At 62.3% G+C, this 15,156-nt stretch carries 15 protein-coding genes; 9 read left to right on the forward strand and 6 right to left on the reverse strand.

What is annotated here, in order from left to right; all coding sequences use genetic code 11:
* Window positions 1-8: 8 nt before the first annotated feature.
* Together GOX53_RS07955 and GOX53_RS07960 are read left to right on the forward strand one after the other, a co-directional pair.
* Window positions 9-2,843, forward strand: a complete 2,835-nt coding sequence (locus GOX53_RS07955) for a peroxidase family protein (RefSeq protein WP_171175114.1) — start codon at window positions 9-11, stop codon at window positions 2,841-2,843.
* 3 nt (window positions 2,844-2,846) lie between these two features.
* Window positions 2,847-4,211 (forward strand): hypothetical protein, encoded by a 1,365-nt coding sequence (locus GOX53_RS07960; protein ID WP_171175115.1) that lies wholly within the window; start codon window positions 2,847-2,849, stop codon window positions 4,209-4,211.
* Window positions 4,212-4,290: 79 nt separating this feature from the next.
* Here GOX53_RS07960 and GOX53_RS07965 read toward each other — a convergent pair whose 3' ends face one another.
* From GOX53_RS07965 to GOX53_RS07975, 3 genes are read right to left on the reverse strand one after another with little or no spacing between them, the layout of a single operon-like run.
* On the reverse strand, window positions 4,291-5,793 hold the full coding sequence (locus tag GOX53_RS07965; protein WP_171175117.1) for a heme biosynthesis protein HemY: 1,503 nt from the start codon (window positions 5,791-5,793) through the stop codon (window positions 4,291-4,293).
* Between the two features lie 10 nt (window positions 5,794-5,803).
* Window positions 5,804-7,075: a hypothetical protein gene (locus tag GOX53_RS07970; RefSeq protein ID WP_217351702.1), complete on the reverse strand. Its 1,272-nt coding sequence runs from the start codon at window positions 7,073-7,075 to the stop codon at window positions 5,804-5,806.
* A gap of 45 nt (window positions 7,076-7,120) precedes the next feature.
* Window positions 7,121-7,801 (reverse strand): uroporphyrinogen-III synthase, encoded by a 681-nt coding sequence (locus GOX53_RS07975; RefSeq protein ID WP_371810267.1) that lies wholly within the window; start codon window positions 7,799-7,801, stop codon window positions 7,121-7,123.
* Between the two features lie 143 nt (window positions 7,802-7,944).
* Here GOX53_RS07975 and tsaD point away from each other — a divergent pair, with 143 nt between their 5' ends.
* The 5 genes from tsaD to GOX53_RS08000 are packed head-to-tail and all read left to right on the forward strand — an operon-like array spanning window position 7,945 to window position 11,132.
* Window positions 7,945-9,042 (forward strand): tRNA (adenosine(37)-N6)-threonylcarbamoyltransferase complex transferase subunit TsaD, encoded by a 1,098-nt coding sequence (tsaD, locus tag GOX53_RS07980; RefSeq protein WP_171175122.1) that lies wholly within the window; start codon window positions 7,945-7,947, stop codon window positions 9,040-9,042.
* Window positions 9,039-10,001, forward strand: coding sequence for an NAD(P)H-dependent glycerol-3-phosphate dehydrogenase (locus GOX53_RS07985; protein ID WP_254446504.1), 963 nt, complete (start codon window positions 9,039-9,041; stop codon window positions 9,999-10,001). Before tsaD ends, GOX53_RS07985 begins: the two co-directional genes overlap by 4 nt.
* A gap of 1 nt (window position 10,002) precedes the next feature.
* Entirely contained in the window at window positions 10,003-10,269 is a 267-nt protein-coding gene (locus GOX53_RS07990; protein WP_171175124.1) for a YciI family protein, read from the forward strand.
* A 2-nt stretch (window positions 10,270-10,271) separates the two neighbouring features.
* Complete coding sequence (locus tag GOX53_RS07995) at window positions 10,272-10,694, forward strand: EVE domain-containing protein (protein WP_171175125.1); 423 nt, start codon at window positions 10,272-10,274, stop codon at window positions 10,692-10,694.
* A gap of 42 nt (window positions 10,695-10,736) precedes the next feature.
* Window positions 10,737-11,132, forward strand: a complete 396-nt coding sequence (locus tag GOX53_RS08000; protein WP_171175126.1) for a DUF1761 domain-containing protein — start codon at window positions 10,737-10,739, stop codon at window positions 11,130-11,132.
* Between the two features lie 230 nt (window positions 11,133-11,362).
* Here GOX53_RS08000 and GOX53_RS08005 read toward each other — a convergent pair whose 3' ends face one another.
* A complete protein-coding gene (locus tag GOX53_RS08005) occupies window positions 11,363-11,704 on the reverse strand; it encodes a DUF2853 family protein (protein ID WP_171175127.1) in 342 nt (113 codons plus the stop codon).
* A 162-nt stretch (window positions 11,705-11,866) separates the two neighbouring features.
* Between GOX53_RS08005 and lysM the strand changes: the two genes are divergently transcribed.
* Together lysM and GOX53_RS08015 are read left to right on the forward strand one after the other, a co-directional pair.
* Complete coding sequence (lysM, locus tag GOX53_RS08010; protein ID WP_171175128.1) at window positions 11,867-12,283, forward strand: peptidoglycan-binding protein LysM; 417 nt, start codon at window positions 11,867-11,869, stop codon at window positions 12,281-12,283.
* A gap of 119 nt (window positions 12,284-12,402) precedes the next feature.
* On the forward strand, window positions 12,403-13,056 hold the full coding sequence (locus GOX53_RS08015) for a DUF899 family protein (RefSeq protein WP_171175130.1): 654 nt from the start codon (window positions 12,403-12,405) through the stop codon (window positions 13,054-13,056).
* 113 nt (window positions 13,057-13,169) lie between these two features.
* Here GOX53_RS08015 and ahcY read toward each other — a convergent pair whose 3' ends face one another.
* Both ahcY and GOX53_RS08025 read right to left on the reverse strand, forming a co-directional pair.
* Window positions 13,170-14,564: an adenosylhomocysteinase gene (ahcY, locus tag GOX53_RS08020; protein ID WP_171175133.1), complete on the reverse strand. Its 1,395-nt coding sequence runs from the start codon at window positions 14,562-14,564 to the stop codon at window positions 13,170-13,172.
* Window positions 14,565-14,716: 152 nt separating this feature from the next.
* Window positions 14,717-15,031 carry a hypothetical protein gene (locus tag GOX53_RS08025; protein ID WP_171175135.1) on the reverse strand — a complete coding sequence of 105 codons (315 nt, stop codon included), beginning with the start codon at window positions 15,029-15,031 and terminating at the stop codon, window positions 14,717-14,719.
* Between the last annotated feature and the right edge of the window lie 125 nt (window positions 15,032-15,156).

A 15,156-nucleotide genomic window follows, 5' to 3' on the forward strand; every position in this document is an offset into this window, starting at 1 on the left:
AGGCCACCATGGACGGCAGCTCTGAAACACTACCGAAGTGGCATGAGGTCTACGTAGGCGGCACGCCCGCAGCCGAGCTTGAAGAAACCAAAGAGTTGGCCCAGATGATGATGGCCGCGCAGCTCAAATCGCAGGCCGCGGCGGGTACCCGCGCCGTCGATCGCGCGTTTCACACCAAATCCATTGCCGCGTTCAAAGGGGCGGAACTGCGTTTCGCCGACGATCTGCCCATGGATTTGCAGGTTGGTTTTGCCCAGCCCGGCGCTCGGTATCCGGCGACGGTCCGGTTTTCCAACGCGTCGTCGCAGACTCAATCGGATGAGGAAAAGGACCTGCGTGGTCTGGCGGTGCGGGTCTTTGAGGACGAGAGCCTCGGTCACGACCTGCTGGCCACTAATTTCCCGGTTCCACATGCCCGCAACGCCCGCCAGTTCGTCGTGTTCGCGCACGCGCTGGCAGGCGGGCGGATTTCCAGGGTGTTTGGCCTGGTCCGGCTGTGCTTTCTGCTTGGGTTTTCCGAAACCCTGCGCATGGTCAAAAACGTCCGCACTGCGCTGCGGCTATGCGACAGTGTTGCGGTGGAAAGCTACTGGAGCCGAGGTGCGATTGCCTGGGGCCCGCAGGCGGTTCGCTATACCTTCAAACCCGCGCCCGGCACGCCGGGGGTACAGGGCACGTTTGCCGGTCCGACCCGTTTGTCGGCAGAATACGCCGCGCGGCAGGCAGCGGGTGATCTGACGTTTAACCTGTTCGTGCAGCGGTTCGTATCCGAAAGCCAGACCCCCATCGAAGATGCCGCACATGAGTGGGACGAACGGGTCAGCTCGCCGGTCAAGGTCGCGGAACTGATTCTGCCGAAACGGGACCTGTCCACGCCCGAGGCGCTTGCCGAGGCGCTTGAGATCGACCGCATGGGCTTTAACCCGTGGAACACGACCGAGGAATTCCGGCCGCTGGGCAATCTGAACCGCGCGCGCAAGGCGGCATATGACGCATCGGCAGCGCATCGGCAGGGCCTGCGGTTCAAGTCCCCGCCGCCGCCGATTCAGAACCGGATTTTCGGAACCGGCGCACGCGCGATCCTGCGCGCGGTCAACCGGCGGGTGCCATGGCACAAGATACCGTTCCTGCTGGTCCAGCTGCTCAATCTGGACGCGCTGCGGCATGATCTGCGGCAGAAAAGCCTGATGGATACGGATCCCGAGGAAACCGTACCCACCGCGCGCGCCGTTCCCGAAGACCCCACGCCGCAACAGCGGATGTATCGCACCCATGACGGCAGCTACAATGACCTGTCCGATCCCAAAATGGGTGCGGTGGGCGCCACGTTCGGGCGCAACATGCCCGCACAGGTGCAACCCAACGGCAGCCCGAATCCAATCGTCGTGGCGCGCAAGTTGATGGATCGGCAGGCATTCATTCCTGCCAAGATCCTGAATGTGCTGGCCGCCTCATGGATTCAGTTTCAGGTGCACGATTGGGTGGCCCATGAACGGCGCAAGCTGGGCGAGAAAGACGACGTGGTGTCGATCCCGGACGGTTATCCCGACTGGCAGAACGAAACGGGCGGCGACCCCGAACGCGAAATGCGCATTGCGGGCAACGTTCCGAAAGACGGCGCAAACGACCCGTTCCTGTTCGCCAACGAAAACTCGCACTGGTGGGATGGGTCGCAGGTTTATGGCGTCAATTCCAAAGCAGCGATGGAGCTGCGTGATGGGCCAAAGCTCCGATTGGATACATTCAAGGACGGGGACTACCTGCCCGAGAACGTCCATGGGTTCGAAGTGACCGGTTTCAACGAAAGCTGGTGGCTGGGCCTGTCGACCCTGCACACATTGTTCGCGCGCGAGCACAACGTGATCTGCGATGCGCTGATGAAGGAATACCCCACGATGGATGAGGAGCGCGTGTACCAGACCGCGCGCCTGATTGTCTCCGCCCTCATCGCCAAAATTCACACTGTTGAGTGGACGCCCGCCGTACTGGGCACCGAAGCGCTGGATATCGGCATGAAGACCAACTGGTACGGTCCTCCGAAATCCTGGCTGACCCGGCTGGGCATCTGGCTGACCGACACGCACGCGCTCAAGGGCATTCCCGAAACCCAGCCCGACCACCACACCGCGCGCTACTCGCTGACTGAGGAGTTTGCCACCGTCTACCGGATGCACCCGCTGATCCCGGACGACTACATCTTTTATGACTTTAAAACCGGCAAGGAAAAGGCGCGGCGCGGGTTCCTTGAAATCCAGGGCGCCCAGACCGACGAACAGTTGCGGACGCTGGGCCTGCGCGATTGCCTTTATTCGCAGGGTATTGCGCATCCGGGCGCGATCACGCTGCACAATTTCCCGAAATCCCTGCAAAACCTCGAACGCGATGGCGAGCTGATCGACCTTTCGGTTGTCGATATCGTGCGCACCCGCGCCCGCCGGGTGCCGCGCTACAACGAATTCCGCAAGGGCCTGCACATGCCGCCGGTAACGAAGTGGGAGGATCTGACCGCGAGCCCTGAAACCAACCGCATCCTCAAGGAACTCTATGGCGACATCGACAAGGTCGATACGGTGATCGGTCTGCTGGGCGAGACGCCGCCTGACGGTTTCGGGTTCTCGGACACGGCCTTTCGGGTGTTTATCCTGATGGCGTCGCGGCGCTTGCAATCGGACCGCTTCCTAACCACGGATTTCCGGCCCGAGATCTACACCCAGCTGGGTATGGACTGGATTGCCCGGAACGGCATGAAGTCGCTGTTGTTGCGCCACTTCCCTGAATTCGCTCCGGTTTTGCCCAAGAATGCGACCGCCTTTGCGCCCTGGTCCATGGTTTCGGGGGGATAAGAGATGACAAAGAAAGGACTGGCCTCTTTTCTGGACGCGCCGCTGGCCCGAACCCTCTGGAACCGGCGCACCAAGCGCGTGAGCCGGGGCTCGAACGTAGTGGCGGGCTCGCTGAGCTGGCAATCGCGAAACGAGCCTTCGCCGCTTTCTCCGTTGCAAGAGGCGATCCTGATCGCGGCCACGGGCGCTTCGGGCATGACCATGCCGGACCGGCCATTGTTCGACGACGAAAGTGGCGATCCCATCATGTCCAAACCAAATCTGGTAATGGAGGGACGTACTGCGGGCAGTCCGGACAACGCGCAGGGCACCCATTTCTTCATGATCAACGACAGCGGCACCTATTTCCTGCGCCGGCTTGATCCGATGGAGGGCGGAACCGAGAACTGGACGCCCGACGTGCTGCTCGACCGCGCCGAGCAGGCCAAGGTGCGGATACTGGACCGGCGCATCGACGTGCCGGGCGACATGCGCGATTTCCCGGCCTATCTGGATTCGAACCGGTTCCTGTCGAACACGCCCGGCTCGACCATCTTCTTTCCCGTTGTCGACCTGTCATACCAATATATCAACGCGCTGATGTATCTGCTGACCCAGCCCGACAAGGCGCGGCCGGTGATTGTGGATGACCGCAACTTCTATCAGCCGGCCGGGGTGAAGAAGTGGATCAAGAGCGGCTTTCTGAACCCCGACATCAAGATCCCGCTTGGCGCATTGGGCCAGATGCGCACGCAGATCGAGGCGGATTTGCTGGTTCAGAACCTGTTTCTGGTGACCGAGGCGCTGGGGCTGGGTGGGTGGATCCACGCAGCGATTTCGCCACCGGTAATCATGGGGGATCCCAAATTCAGTGACCGGTACGGCACGATGCTGAGCTTTGACTATGTGACGCCGAAGTGGCGCATCATGGATCTGCTGCGATGGCACACCTTGCCGATTGCCGCAGCGAAACATCTACGCGCGCACGCGGTTGGCCTGCGCCATCTCGGTGAACACCTGATCAAGGGCAAATGCCCGCCTTACTATCCGACGATGTCCGACGCGGTCGATGCCGTCATTGCCGGCAAATTCGGGCCGGGCGGCATCTACAAGGACAAGGCCCTGTTCGAACGGATCTACAAGGGCGATTTCGGCGACAAATACCTGGACGAAGCCGGCGAATACGAGCAGGACGTGATTAACTGCGCCCGCGACATCTGCACATATATCCACAAGGTCCACGGGCGGTTCCCTGCCCATTGCGAGGCCATTCACGCGCCGGGCATCTGGCTACAGACCCACCGGGTCGAAAACGAGTATTACGACACGTTCTTCGACAACGGCCTGACCGCAGCGCAGCGGGCGCATGACCAGACTTGGAGTTCTTGACCAGCAGGGCACGTCACGGTGAGGGCGCCTAAGACATCAACTCATCGGCGGATGCCCAAGTCGCCGGACGGATGAGCCGCTATTTGCGCTCGTCCACCTCGACCGGCTCCGCTCCGGCTTCGATTATCTCGGCGGCAATGGGTTCCGCCTCTTCGACAATCTCTTCCGCATCCTCGGCCACCGGGTCCTCATCCGACTGATCCTCAAGCGCACCAACGATCAGAGGCAGCATATGCACACCGGTTGCGGATGCGATTTCGGGCGTTTGCGGCGTCTCCCAGCTCAAAGTGTCGAAACTGTTGCAGTTCTGGCAGACAGGCGCCCATTCCGCATGGATGTCGTGGCAATTGCCGCACACCCATTGCGGCCCGCGCGGCGCGTTCAGCGCCTTGGCCAGCCAGCCCTGCACAACCGCGTCTGACGATCCCTCGCCCCGCTCGATGGCCGCCATCAGCGTATAGGCGCGGGCATCAGCCTGTTTCTCGACCATATCGCCCAGCGCGCGGCGGGCTTCGGGAAAATCCTCGGCCACGATGTTGAGCTCGGCCAGGATCAGGCGTGTTTCGGGATTCTCGGGATGTATCCGCGTCAGTGCCGTGAACCGTTTGATCCGGTCGGTCGGGGTTTCATCCGGCACGATCTCGGCAAAGGCATGGGCCAGATCGGGGTGCGGCTGAGCGTTCCAGGCCTTTTTCAGGATCTTTGTTGCGTAGCGCGGCTTGCCCTTGGCGATATGTGCACGCGCGGCCATGGCGGCGGCGGGCACCAGATCGGGGGAGAGGCGGTTGGCCTCGATGGCGCGCTCCTGCTGTTCGATACTTGCGTCCTCGTCCAGAATACCCTTGGCCTCAGACAGCGCCAGAACCGCATCGCGGCGTTTATAGACATCGCGCGGCAGACTGCCGGATTTCAGCTTAGCGGTCAGGGTCGACCGTGCCCCGGCCCAGTCCTGCGCCTTGGTCTGCAGATTCAGCAGCACATTTTGCGTCTCTTCATGGCGCGGTTTGATCTGCAGCGCCTTCTCGGCCAGCTTGCGCGCGGTGTCGTCGTCACCTTCAGCCAGCTTCTGCTTCATGATCCCGCGCACGCCGACAAAACGGGTGGACTGATCGGTCACGAGTTTCTTGTAGGTCTCGGCGGCCTTGGCGGTGTCGCCGGTCATCTCGGCAGCCTGCGCCACCAGCAGGTTGGTCAGCTCGGGCTTGTTCAGCAGCTTTTCCGCCTTGGTGGCGCGGGCCATGGCCACGCGCCCCTCGCCCGAGGCCAGCGCCATCAGCCCGTCGGCCAACGCCTGATAGCCGCGCCGCTCACGCCCTCGGTCAAAGTACCGCGACAGCGCGGTTTCGTCGCCGTTGAGGAATTTCAGCGTCGCGATCAGCAGGGTCAGCAGCTTGAAGAACAGCCACACCGCAACGACCAGCATCACAAAGGCGATCACCGATTGCAGCGGCCCCAGCGTGTATTCGATGCCCGCGACGGTGATCTGCACGCCGCCGCTTGTCTCCATCAGGAACCCGGCGCCCAGCGCCAGCAGGCCGATAATCGCAACAAATACAAGGATCTTAAGCAGTGACCACAGCATGGCAGGTCCTTCAGTTCGAGTTCAGGCTTTGGGCAAGCGCATCTGCGGCTGCAATGGCCGCCTGGCGGGTGCGGGCAACACTGACCCAGTCGGCCAGCGCGGCCTGCGCCGCTTCGGGCAGCGCATCGAGTTCTTCAAGGGTTTTGGACAAATCGCCAGCGGTCAGGGCCGCCTCGGCACGTGACAAAACCGCGTCGGGGTCATCACCCTCGCGCGCGGTTACCGAACGGGCGCCGGTCTGCCGTTGCACAAAGGCCAAAAGACCGGTTCCCTTGTCGGCCTCGCGCGCATCGGCCAGAGCAGTGCGGGCGGCGGGCGCATAACCGTCGCGCAAGGCGGCAATGGTCACCACCCCTTCGGCCGCCGGGGCGGTCAGCGTGTCCGGCATCTCAACACCACCGGCCTTGAGTTCGTCCACCAGCGCTACATAAGGCGCGCCGGCATCGAGCTGACCGCGCAGCCGTGCGGCGGTAGCCCGATTTGCAGCGGCCCGAGCATCGGCTGCGGCCTTGGCCTCAAGCTCGCGGGCATCTGCGATCATCTTCTCGACCTCAGCCCGCTGGGTTGCCAGCGACTCGCGCAGCCGAGCCAGCTCCTGCTCATAAGCGGCCACGGCCTCGGGTGAGGCGCCTTCGGTGACCGGACGTTTTTCCAGCTCGGTCAGCCGCCCTTCAAGCGGTTCGACGATCGTCGCCAGCGTGCTGACGCTGGATCTGATCATTTCGAGGTCATCCGCAACAGGGGCGATCTGGCCAGTGAGTTCTGACATCTGGGTGTTCAGGGCCGAAACATCAGGAACTTCAATCCCGGAGACCGTGTCACTGAGTTTCGAAAGCGTGTCAGACTGTTGGGCCAGTGTGGCCTCAAGCTCGGCAACGGCTGCGGCGTCGCCGGTTCTCAGGCTGGGTGGCAGAATGGGATCAATCACCTCGGTGCGCCCGGCGATGAAACCCAGCACCGCCGCGATCACCCCGCCGATCAGCGCCTGGGCAAAGCCGCCGCGCTTTTCGACCGTGCGCTCGACGATTTTTTCCTCGACCACGGGCGCAGGGGCGGCTTCGGCTTCGGCTTCGGCTTCGGCTTCGGCTTCGGCTTCGGCTTCGGCTTCGGCTTCGGCTTCGGCTTCGGCTTCGGAAGTCAGATCATCCGACGGGTCCGCACCGTCAAGGGCCGCTTCATCACCCTCAGGCCGGTCCTGTTCGGCCTGCTCATCTTGCACCGCATCCGGCTTGGGGTTGGCGTCTGGTTCCAGATCCGTGTCTTTCTTGTCAGCCACCGTCATTTTCCCTTTGATTCTGAAAAAGCCTAAATGCGAGACCCGATCAGGTTAATCCGCGTCCTGCGCGCCCTCAACCCGCATGGCTTGCCTCACAAGCTTTTCAACCGATACCCGCATCGCGTCAGCCTCGGGCCGTTTTGCGACTTTGAGGCGCTGGAAGGTCAAGGTTTCAAGGGGTTTTGCAACCACCTCACTCATCGCAACTAACCACAGCGGCGCGGGTCCGGTCCATAAGTCGGCAAATTGTCGCGCGGTACGCGGAGAGAACAGGGGCGCGATCACAGGGCGGTTTCCGGCCTGCGCGGCCTGCGCTTCCGCAGTAAACGGCAAAAGTTGCTGGTCGTAGATCGCCTGCTCCTGCACGCGTAACCCCGACTGCGTCAGCCGCTCGGCCACGTCGCCGCGCGTGTGCTCTCCCCGCAGATGCATCAGGGGGCTTTCCGGGCGCCGGTGTAGCAGGGTGGCGATCAGCTCCTCGGCGCTTTCACCCGCCATCTCCGCCGCCCACCCGGCCTGTTGCGCCGCCGTCGTGGTTGCTTGTCCGACACAATACGCAGGCAGGGACCGGTCCCCGGTCCGGTGCGCGGCGACGGTGACGCCGTTGATCGAGGTAAAGATCAGCCCACGCATCCCGTCCAGATCAATCGCAACATCGCGGGGACGGACGTCCAGAAGCGGGGAGTAGATCGGGGTCAGACGGTCACGCAGCTCGGGCGAAAGCTGTGCCACGAACCTCTCCGAGGCAGCGCGGGGGCGGGTCATCAACAAAATCATGCAGGTGATGCCTCGGCCCCTGGGGTTGCTTGCGTGATTGTTTACAGGCGCGCAGGGTGATACCCCGCTCACAGACCATGATGCAACGGTTCGGGCCAATGGCGCAAACACTTACGATCCTTGGGCTGGAGAGCAGCTGTGACGACACGGCGGCGGCGGTGGTGCGCCAGACGGGCGACAGGCAGGCGCAGGTGCTGTCCTCAGTCGTGTTCGGCCAGACCGAACTGCACAGCGCTTATGGCGGTGTGGTGCCCGAGATCGCGGCGCGCGCGCATGCGGAAAAGCTGGATCTCTGCGTGGTGCAGGCCTTGGACGAGGCGGGGCTGGGTTTGCAGGATCTTGACGCCATCGCCGTGACCGCCGGACCGGGGCTGATCGGTGGGGTGATGTCAGGCGTGATGTGCGCCAAGGGGTTGAGTGCCGCGACCGGTTTGCCCCTGATCGGCGTGAACCACTTAGCGGGTCACGCGCTGACCCCGCGCCTGACTGACGGGATCGCATTTCCCTATCTGATGCTGCTGGTGTCGGGCGGGCATTGCCAATACCTGATCGCGCACGGACCCGAGGCCTTTACCCGTCTCGGCGGCACCATCGACGATGCCCCGGGCGAGGCCTTCGACAAGACCGCCCGCCTGTTGGGCTTGCCACAGCCCGGCGGCCCCTCAGTCGAGGCGGAGTCACAGGGCGGTGACCCCAAGCGGTTCCGCTTTCCCCGCCCGCTGCTGGACCGGCCCGATTGCAATCTGTCTTTCTCGGGCCTCAAGACCGCATTGATGCGGATGCGGGACCAGATCGTTGCCGAAAAGGGCGGGCTGACCCGTCGGGACCGCGCCGATCTGTGCGCCGGGTTTCAGCAGGCGGTGGTGGATACACTGACCGAGAAAACCCGCCGGGCGCTGCAGCTTTATATGACCGAAAGCCCATCCGAGCCCGTTGTAGCCGTGGCCGGAGGTGTGGCGGCGAATACTGCGATTCGGACCGCGTTAGAGACTGTATGTGCCAATCAGGGCGCCCGATTTATTGCGCCTCCGCTGGAGCTGTGCACCGATAACGCCGCCATGATCGCCTATGCGGGGCTCGAACGGTTCCGCATCGGCGCACGCGACGGGCTTGACCTAACCGCCCGGCCCCGATGGCCGCTGGATCAAAGCAGCCCGTCGATGCTGGGCAGCGGCAAGAAAGGGGCCAAGGCATGAGCGTCGCGGTGATCGGCTCGGGCGCGTTCGGCACCGCGCTCGCGATTTCGCTGGCGGGGAACGGGCCGGTTACGCTTTGGTCGCGCTCGGCGGAGCAGGCGCGGGCCATGTGCGACAGGCGCGAGAACGCCCAGCGCTTGCCGGGTGTCCGCCTGCCCGACGCGCTGCGCGTGACGGCGGACCTTTCCGAGACCGAAGCCAGCGAGACCCTCCTGCTGGCCATCCCGATGCAAAAGCTGCGCGGCGCGCTGACGGAACATGCCGACGCGCTGGCAGGCCGCACGCTGGTCGCCTGCTGCAAGGGCATCGAATTGAAGACCGGGCTGGGACCGGTGGCCGTGATCTCCGAGAGTCTGCCCGACGCCCGCCCTGCCCTACTGACCGGCCCCAGCTTTGCCCATGACATCGCACGCGGCCTGCCCACCGCCCTGACGCTGGCCTGCGCCGATGCCGATCTGAGCGCGACACTACAGGCCGAGCTGACCACCGCAAACCTGCGCCTCTATCGCACCACCGATACCTTCGGAGCCGAGTTTGGCGGTGCGCTGAAGAACGTCATGGCCATCGCCTGCGGTGCGGTGATCGGCGCTGGCCTTGGCGACAGCGCCCGCGCCGCGCTGATGACACGGGGCTATGCCGAGATGCAGCGCATGGCGCTGGCCCTCGGCGCCCGGCCCGAGACACTGGCGGGGCTGAGCGGGTTCGGCGATCTGGCGCTGACCTGCACCTCGGACCAGTCGCGCAACTACCGGCTGGGTCTGTCCATCGGGCGGGGCGAGACGTTTGACCCGACCATCACGGTCGAGGGCGCCGCCACCGCCCGCGCCGTGGCCACCAAGGCAAAAGGAATGGGGCTCGACATGCCGATCACGGATTGTGTCACAGGCCTGGTGAACCAGAGCTTGACCCTGACCGATGCCATGGCTCAACTGCTGGCACGACCACTGAAGGAGGAATGACATGCTGATCGCCCTGATCGCCCGCGACAAGGACGGCGCGCTGCAGACCCGTCTGGACAATCGCGCCGCGCATCTGGCCTATATCGATGAGACCGGCGTGGTTTCGCAGGCGGGCCCCCTGCTGGACGGCGATCAGATGATCGGTTCTCTGGTCATTCTGGATGTCGAAGATCCGGCCGCGGCGCGAGATTGGGCCGACAACGACCCCTACGCCAAGGCCGGGCTGTTTCAGTCGGTCGAACTGATCCCATGGAAAAAGGTGATCTGACAATGGCTTATTGGCTTTTCAAATCCGAACCCTCAACCTGGAGCTGGGACCAGCAGGTCGCCAAAGGCGAGGCGGGCGAAGAGTGGGACGGCGTGCGTAACTATCAGGCCCGCAACCACATGCGGAACATGAAACTGGGCGACCGTGGGTTCTTTTACCACTCGCAAAAAGACAAGGCGATCGTCGGCATTGTCGAGGTTTGCGCCGAGTCGCATCACGACAGCACCACGGATGACGAACGCTGGGATTGCGTGGACATCAAGGCGATACGGCCCTTCGAGACTCCGGTGACACTGGATCAGATCAAGGCGGATGAGCGTCTGTCCGAGATGGTGCTGGTCAAAAGCTCGCGCCTGTCGGTGCAGCCGGTGCGCGAGGACGAGTGGCGCATGATCTGTGCTATGGGGCAGACAAACCCGGACTGATCGGGCATCCTTCGCCCATAACCAACCAACAGGCGAGGAAGCATGGAATTTCTGAACGTTCTGGTGGCCGCCATCGGCGCATTTGCGCTCGGCTCGGTCTGGTACATGGTGCTGAGCGAACAGTGGATCGCGGCCTCGGGCGTGCGCTGCGGCCCGGATGGCAAACCCGAAGGTGGCATGAAGCCGTCGATCTTCGCGATGAGCTTTGCGCTGCAACTGGTCGTCGCCGGCATGATGCGGCACACGTTCGCCCTGTCCGGCATCGACGGCATCGGCAAGGGACTTGTTGCGGGGCTGGGCGTGGGGCTGTTCTTCATCACACCCTGGATCGGGATCAACAACCTTTACAGCATGCGCCCGGCCAAGCTGACGCTGATCGACGGCGGATACGCCACGCTGGCCTGCGGCATCATGGGTCTGATCCTGACCCTGTTCTGAGGCTCGCACACAAGAAAACGGGAAGGTTCCGACGATGCAGAACCTTCCCCACCCCGCGTGCTCCCTACGCACCACACGCGATTTGATCTCATAGGTTCTGACCGTCCTGGTCATGTCTCAGGTATAGGTGATCCGCACCCGCGAACGCAAACCCAAAGCCCTGAAGAATAGCCTAAAATTCAAAACGCCCGAGCCATTGGCGGGCGTTTGAGGTGTTTTCCAATGCAGCCTTATCCGTAGACGGATTCTTTGCCGAAATGCGTGGCCAGCAGGTAGTAAACAACGGCACGGTATTTGTTGCGCTCGGATTTTCCGTAGGTTTCAATCGCCTTGTTGATACCGTCCATCAGCTCGGGCCCGTCGCTGAGGCCGAGTTTCTTGATCAGGAAGTTGTTCTTGACCGTCTCCAGCTCGCTCTCCTGGCTGGCGGCCACGGTTGAAGCATCCGCGTCATAGATCGCCGGGCCGCAGCCAATGGTCACCTTGGTCAGCAGGTCCATATCGGGGGTCACCCCGCATTTGTTTTTCAGATCGTCGGCATATTGGGCGATCAGGTCGTCGCGTTTTCCCATAGTAAAACTCCCGGTGTTGGTGTCGGCCCCATCTGGCCTGGGCGGAAGGTAGTAACAAATGCGATGGTCCGAACAGGAAAAGATTCCGCCGGTTTTCCCCCTATTCTTGCGCATCCCACATCCGCAAGATCGCGCCGAAGGTTTCATGAGAAGGAGAACACCATGGGTCTTTTCGATTTTTTCCGCGGTGGAAAGAAGCTTGAGAACGATGGCGAGACCACGGCACCGACTGCTGCCGTGCTGCAGCAGGAAGTGGCGGATCTTGGCCTGACGGCCGAAAGCGTGAGCTTTGAGGTGAATGGCGACAAGGTCAAGGTCAGCGGCGACGTGGATCAGGAGACCAAGGAAAAGATCATCCTTGCGGTGGGCAATGTCGAAGGTGTCGCGCAGGTCGAGAAAGAATTGGGCGGGCAAGACCCGGTGTTCTACACCGTCGCAAAGGGCGACAGCCTGTGGAAGATCTCGGAAAAGACGCTGGGCAACGGCGCCCGCTATCAAGAGATATTTGAGGCCAACAAGCCGATGCTGTCCGATCCTGACAAGATCTACCCCGGACAGGTGCTGCGCATACCCGCCTGAGACAAGAAAGGCCCCCGCTTTGGCGGGGGTTTTCCGCGCGAAAAGGCAAGGCAACATGCCCAGGTTGAAATCGGGCGTCTCTTTGTTTAACATTAATGTTAAATTATAGGAGGCGCCCGATGCCCGTGACATTGCCAAACGAATCCCCCGAATACCGCGCGGCCCGCGCAAAACTGCTTGAGGCTGAAACCGCCCTGCGCGCCCAGGCCGAAGAGGTCGCGGCCCTGCGCCGCACATTGCCGCGCGGCGGCGCGCTACCGCAGGACTATGCGTTCCGCCATCCCGATGGCAGCGCCGCGCAACTATCCAGCCTGTTCGGCGACCATGACACGCTGGCGATCTATTCGCTGATGTACGGACCGGATGCCAAGGCGGCCTGCCCCATGTGCTCGGCCTTCCTCGACGGGCTGAGTGGACAGGTCAAACACATCACCCAACGAATTGCACTGGCCGTGGTTGCGCAGAGCGTGCCGGGACGCCTCGCCGCTCTGCAACGGGACATGGGCTGGCAGAACCTGCCGCTCTATTCGGCACATGGCACCAGCTATCAGCGCGACTATCTGGCCGAGAGCGAAGGCGGCGATCAACTGCCCATCCTCAACATCTTCACCCGCGACGGGGACGGCATTCATCATTTCTGGAGTTCCGAGCTATTCTTCGAACCCAGCCCTTGGCATCCGCGCCACATCGACCCGCTCTGGTCGCTGTGGAACCTGTTCGACCTGACACCGAAAGGCCGCGGGGACCATTTCCCCCAACTCAGTCCGGCGTGACCGCAGCGCGCCCGTCAAGGCGCGCTGCCGGGCCCAAGGGCCGAGGCAGCATCTTTGATGCTGGTACGGCGCGCGGGAGCACGCCGTTCCAAGAAAAAGCTACGACGGGACGCTTAGTAGCGGTAATGCTCGGGCTTGAAAGGTCCTTCCGGCTTGACGCCGATGTAAGCGGCCTGCTCGCCGTCTAGCTGGGTCAGCCTGACGCCGATCCGATCCAGATGCAGGCGCGCGACCTTTTCATCCAGATGCTTCGGCAGAATATAGACCTTGTTGTCATATTCGTCGCCTTTGGTCCAAAGCTCGATCTGCGCCAGAACCTGGTTGGTGAAGGACGCGGACATCACGAACGAGGGGTGGCCGGTGGCGTTGCCGAGGTTCAGCAGGCGGCCTTCGGACAGCAGGATGATGCGGTTGCCCGAGGGCATCTCGATCATGTCCACCTGTTCCTTGATGTTGGTCCATTTGTGGTTCTTCAGGTTGGCCACCTGAATCTCGTTGTCGAAGTGACCAATGTTGCCGACGATGGCCATGTCCTTCATCTCGCGCATATGCTCGATGCGGATCACGTCCTTGTTGCCGGTGGTGGTGATGAAGATGTCGGCGCTGTCGATGACGTCTTCCAGCAGAACCACCTCAAACCCGTCCATGGCAGCCTGCAGCGCGCAGATCGGGTCAACCTCGGTGACTTTCACACGGGCGCCTGCACCGCGCAACGAAGCGGCAGAGCCTTTGCCCACGTCGCCGTAGCCGCAGACCACGGCAACCTTGCCCGCCATCATGGTGTCGGTGGCGCGGCGGATGCCGTCGACCAGCGATTCCTTGCAGCCATATTTGTTGTCGAATTTCGACTTGGTGACCGAGTCATTCACGTTGATCGCCGGGAAGGGCAGTTCGCCTGCCTCGACCAGCTTGTAGAGACGGTTCACACCGGTCGTGGTCTCTTCGGACACGCCCTGAATGGCGTCACGCTGCTTGGTGAACCAGCCCGGGCTGGCGGCCAGCCGCTTGCGGATCTGGGCAAACAGGGCGACCTCCTCCTCGGAACCCGGAGTATCGAGGAACGCGGTGTCCCCCGCCTCGGCCCGTGCGCCCAGCAGGATGTACATGGTCGCATCGCCACCATCATCCAGGATCATGTTGCAGGTGCCTTCCTCGAACAGGAAGATGCGGTCGGCATAGTCCCAGTATTCCTCCAGCGTCTCGCCCTTGATTGCGAAGACCGGCGTGCCGCCCGCGGCAATCGCCGCCGCTGCGTGGTCCTGGGTCGAGAATATGTTGCACGAGGCCCAGCGCACGTCTGCGCCCAGCGCCACCAGCGTTTCGATCAGCACGGCGGTCTGGATGGTCATGTGCAGCGAACCTGCAATACGCGCGCCTTTCAGAGGCTTTCTGTCGCCATATTCGGCGCGCAGGGCCATCAGGCCCGGCATCTCGGTTTCGGCAATATCCAATTCCTTGCGGCCGAACTCGGCCAGCGAAATATCCTTAACAATGTAGTCCCCGGCCATTCGTCGCTCCATTCCGGAAAATCAGTTCCCGTTGCCCCTAACATTCATTGCAGGGGGTGGCAACTTTGATGGATGGCTCATCCAGAAACGGAAGCGCCAGCCGGAATGGACAGTGTTCAGGAACGGGCCGTCAGACCAGTATGTATCCGTAATTAGCTCGGCGTGCCTTCTGCCACGATCTTTGGTGTGGCTTCGAAAAAATCAGTGCCAGCGGCGACAATACAGCTAATGCCGCTTGCGTGGGTCAGAAGGACGGTAAACGTACCGGTTTCATCGGACGACCAGACCTCCACGACCGATTGCTTGCCGCGCACCTTTTGCAGGCCGCCGACGGTAAGCTGCTCGGAATACTGTTTTTGCAGCCGCTTGATGACATTATCTCGCTGACCGCAGGACTGGGCAAAGGCTGGCGGCGCGGTGGCGGCCATGCCGAATGCAAGTGCAACACCTAACAAACGCTTGAACATGACAAGCTCCTTATCTTACAGGTTTCGATCTGAGAGGTGCGCGCTGGGAGGAATGCGCGCCCCCCTCAGCACTTGATATCGTAACCACGTTGCGCCTTTTCAAAGCACGCTCCCTCAAGAAGGTG

This window comes from Ruegeria sp. HKCCD8929 (assembly GCF_013031405.1).
Taxonomy (GTDB): domain Bacteria; phylum Pseudomonadota; class Alphaproteobacteria; order Rhodobacterales; family Rhodobacteraceae; genus Ruegeria.

Coding starts and splice junctions, on each gene's coding strand:
- GOX53_RS08015 (WP_171175130.1), top strand. CDS start 12,403: ATGCCCGTGACATTGCCAAACGAATCCCCCGAATACCGCGCGGCCCGC.
- GOX53_RS08000 (WP_171175126.1), top strand. CDS start 10,737: ATGGAATTTCTGAACGTTCTGGTGGCCGCCATCGGCGCATTTGCGCTC.
- GOX53_RS08005 (WP_171175127.1), bottom strand. CDS start 11,704: ATGGGAAAACGCGACGACCTGATCGCCCAATATGCCGACGATCTGAAA.
- tsaD (WP_171175122.1), top strand. CDS start 7,945: ATGGCGCAAACACTTACGATCCTTGGGCTGGAGAGCAGCTGTGACGAC.
- GOX53_RS07990 (WP_171175124.1), top strand. CDS start 10,003: ATGCTGATCGCCCTGATCGCCCGCGACAAGGACGGCGCGCTGCAGACC.
- ahcY (WP_171175133.1), bottom strand. CDS start 14,564: ATGGCCGGGGACTACATTGTTAAGGATATTTCGCTGGCCGAGTTCGGC.
- GOX53_RS07955 (WP_171175114.1), top strand. CDS start 9: ATGGACGGCAGCTCTGAAACACTACCGAAGTGGCATGAGGTCTACGTA.
- GOX53_RS07965 (WP_171175117.1), bottom strand. CDS start 5,793: ATGCTGTGGTCACTGCTTAAGATCCTTGTATTTGTTGCGATTATCGGC.
- GOX53_RS07960 (WP_171175115.1), top strand. CDS start 2,847: ATGACAAAGAAAGGACTGGCCTCTTTTCTGGACGCGCCGCTGGCCCGA.
- GOX53_RS08025 (WP_171175135.1), bottom strand. CDS start 15,031: ATGTTCAAGCGTTTGTTAGGTGTTGCACTTGCATTCGGCATGGCCGCC.
- GOX53_RS07970 (WP_217351702.1), bottom strand. CDS start 7,075: ATGACGGTGGCTGACAAGAAAGACACGGATCTGGAACCAGACGCCAAC.
- GOX53_RS07995 (WP_171175125.1), top strand. CDS start 10,272: ATGGCTTATTGGCTTTTCAAATCCGAACCCTCAACCTGGAGCTGGGAC.
- GOX53_RS07985 (WP_254446504.1), top strand. CDS start 9,039: ATGAGCGTCGCGGTGATCGGCTCGGGCGCGTTCGGCACCGCGCTCGCG.
- lysM (WP_171175128.1), top strand. CDS start 11,867: ATGGGTCTTTTCGATTTTTTCCGCGGTGGAAAGAAGCTTGAGAACGAT.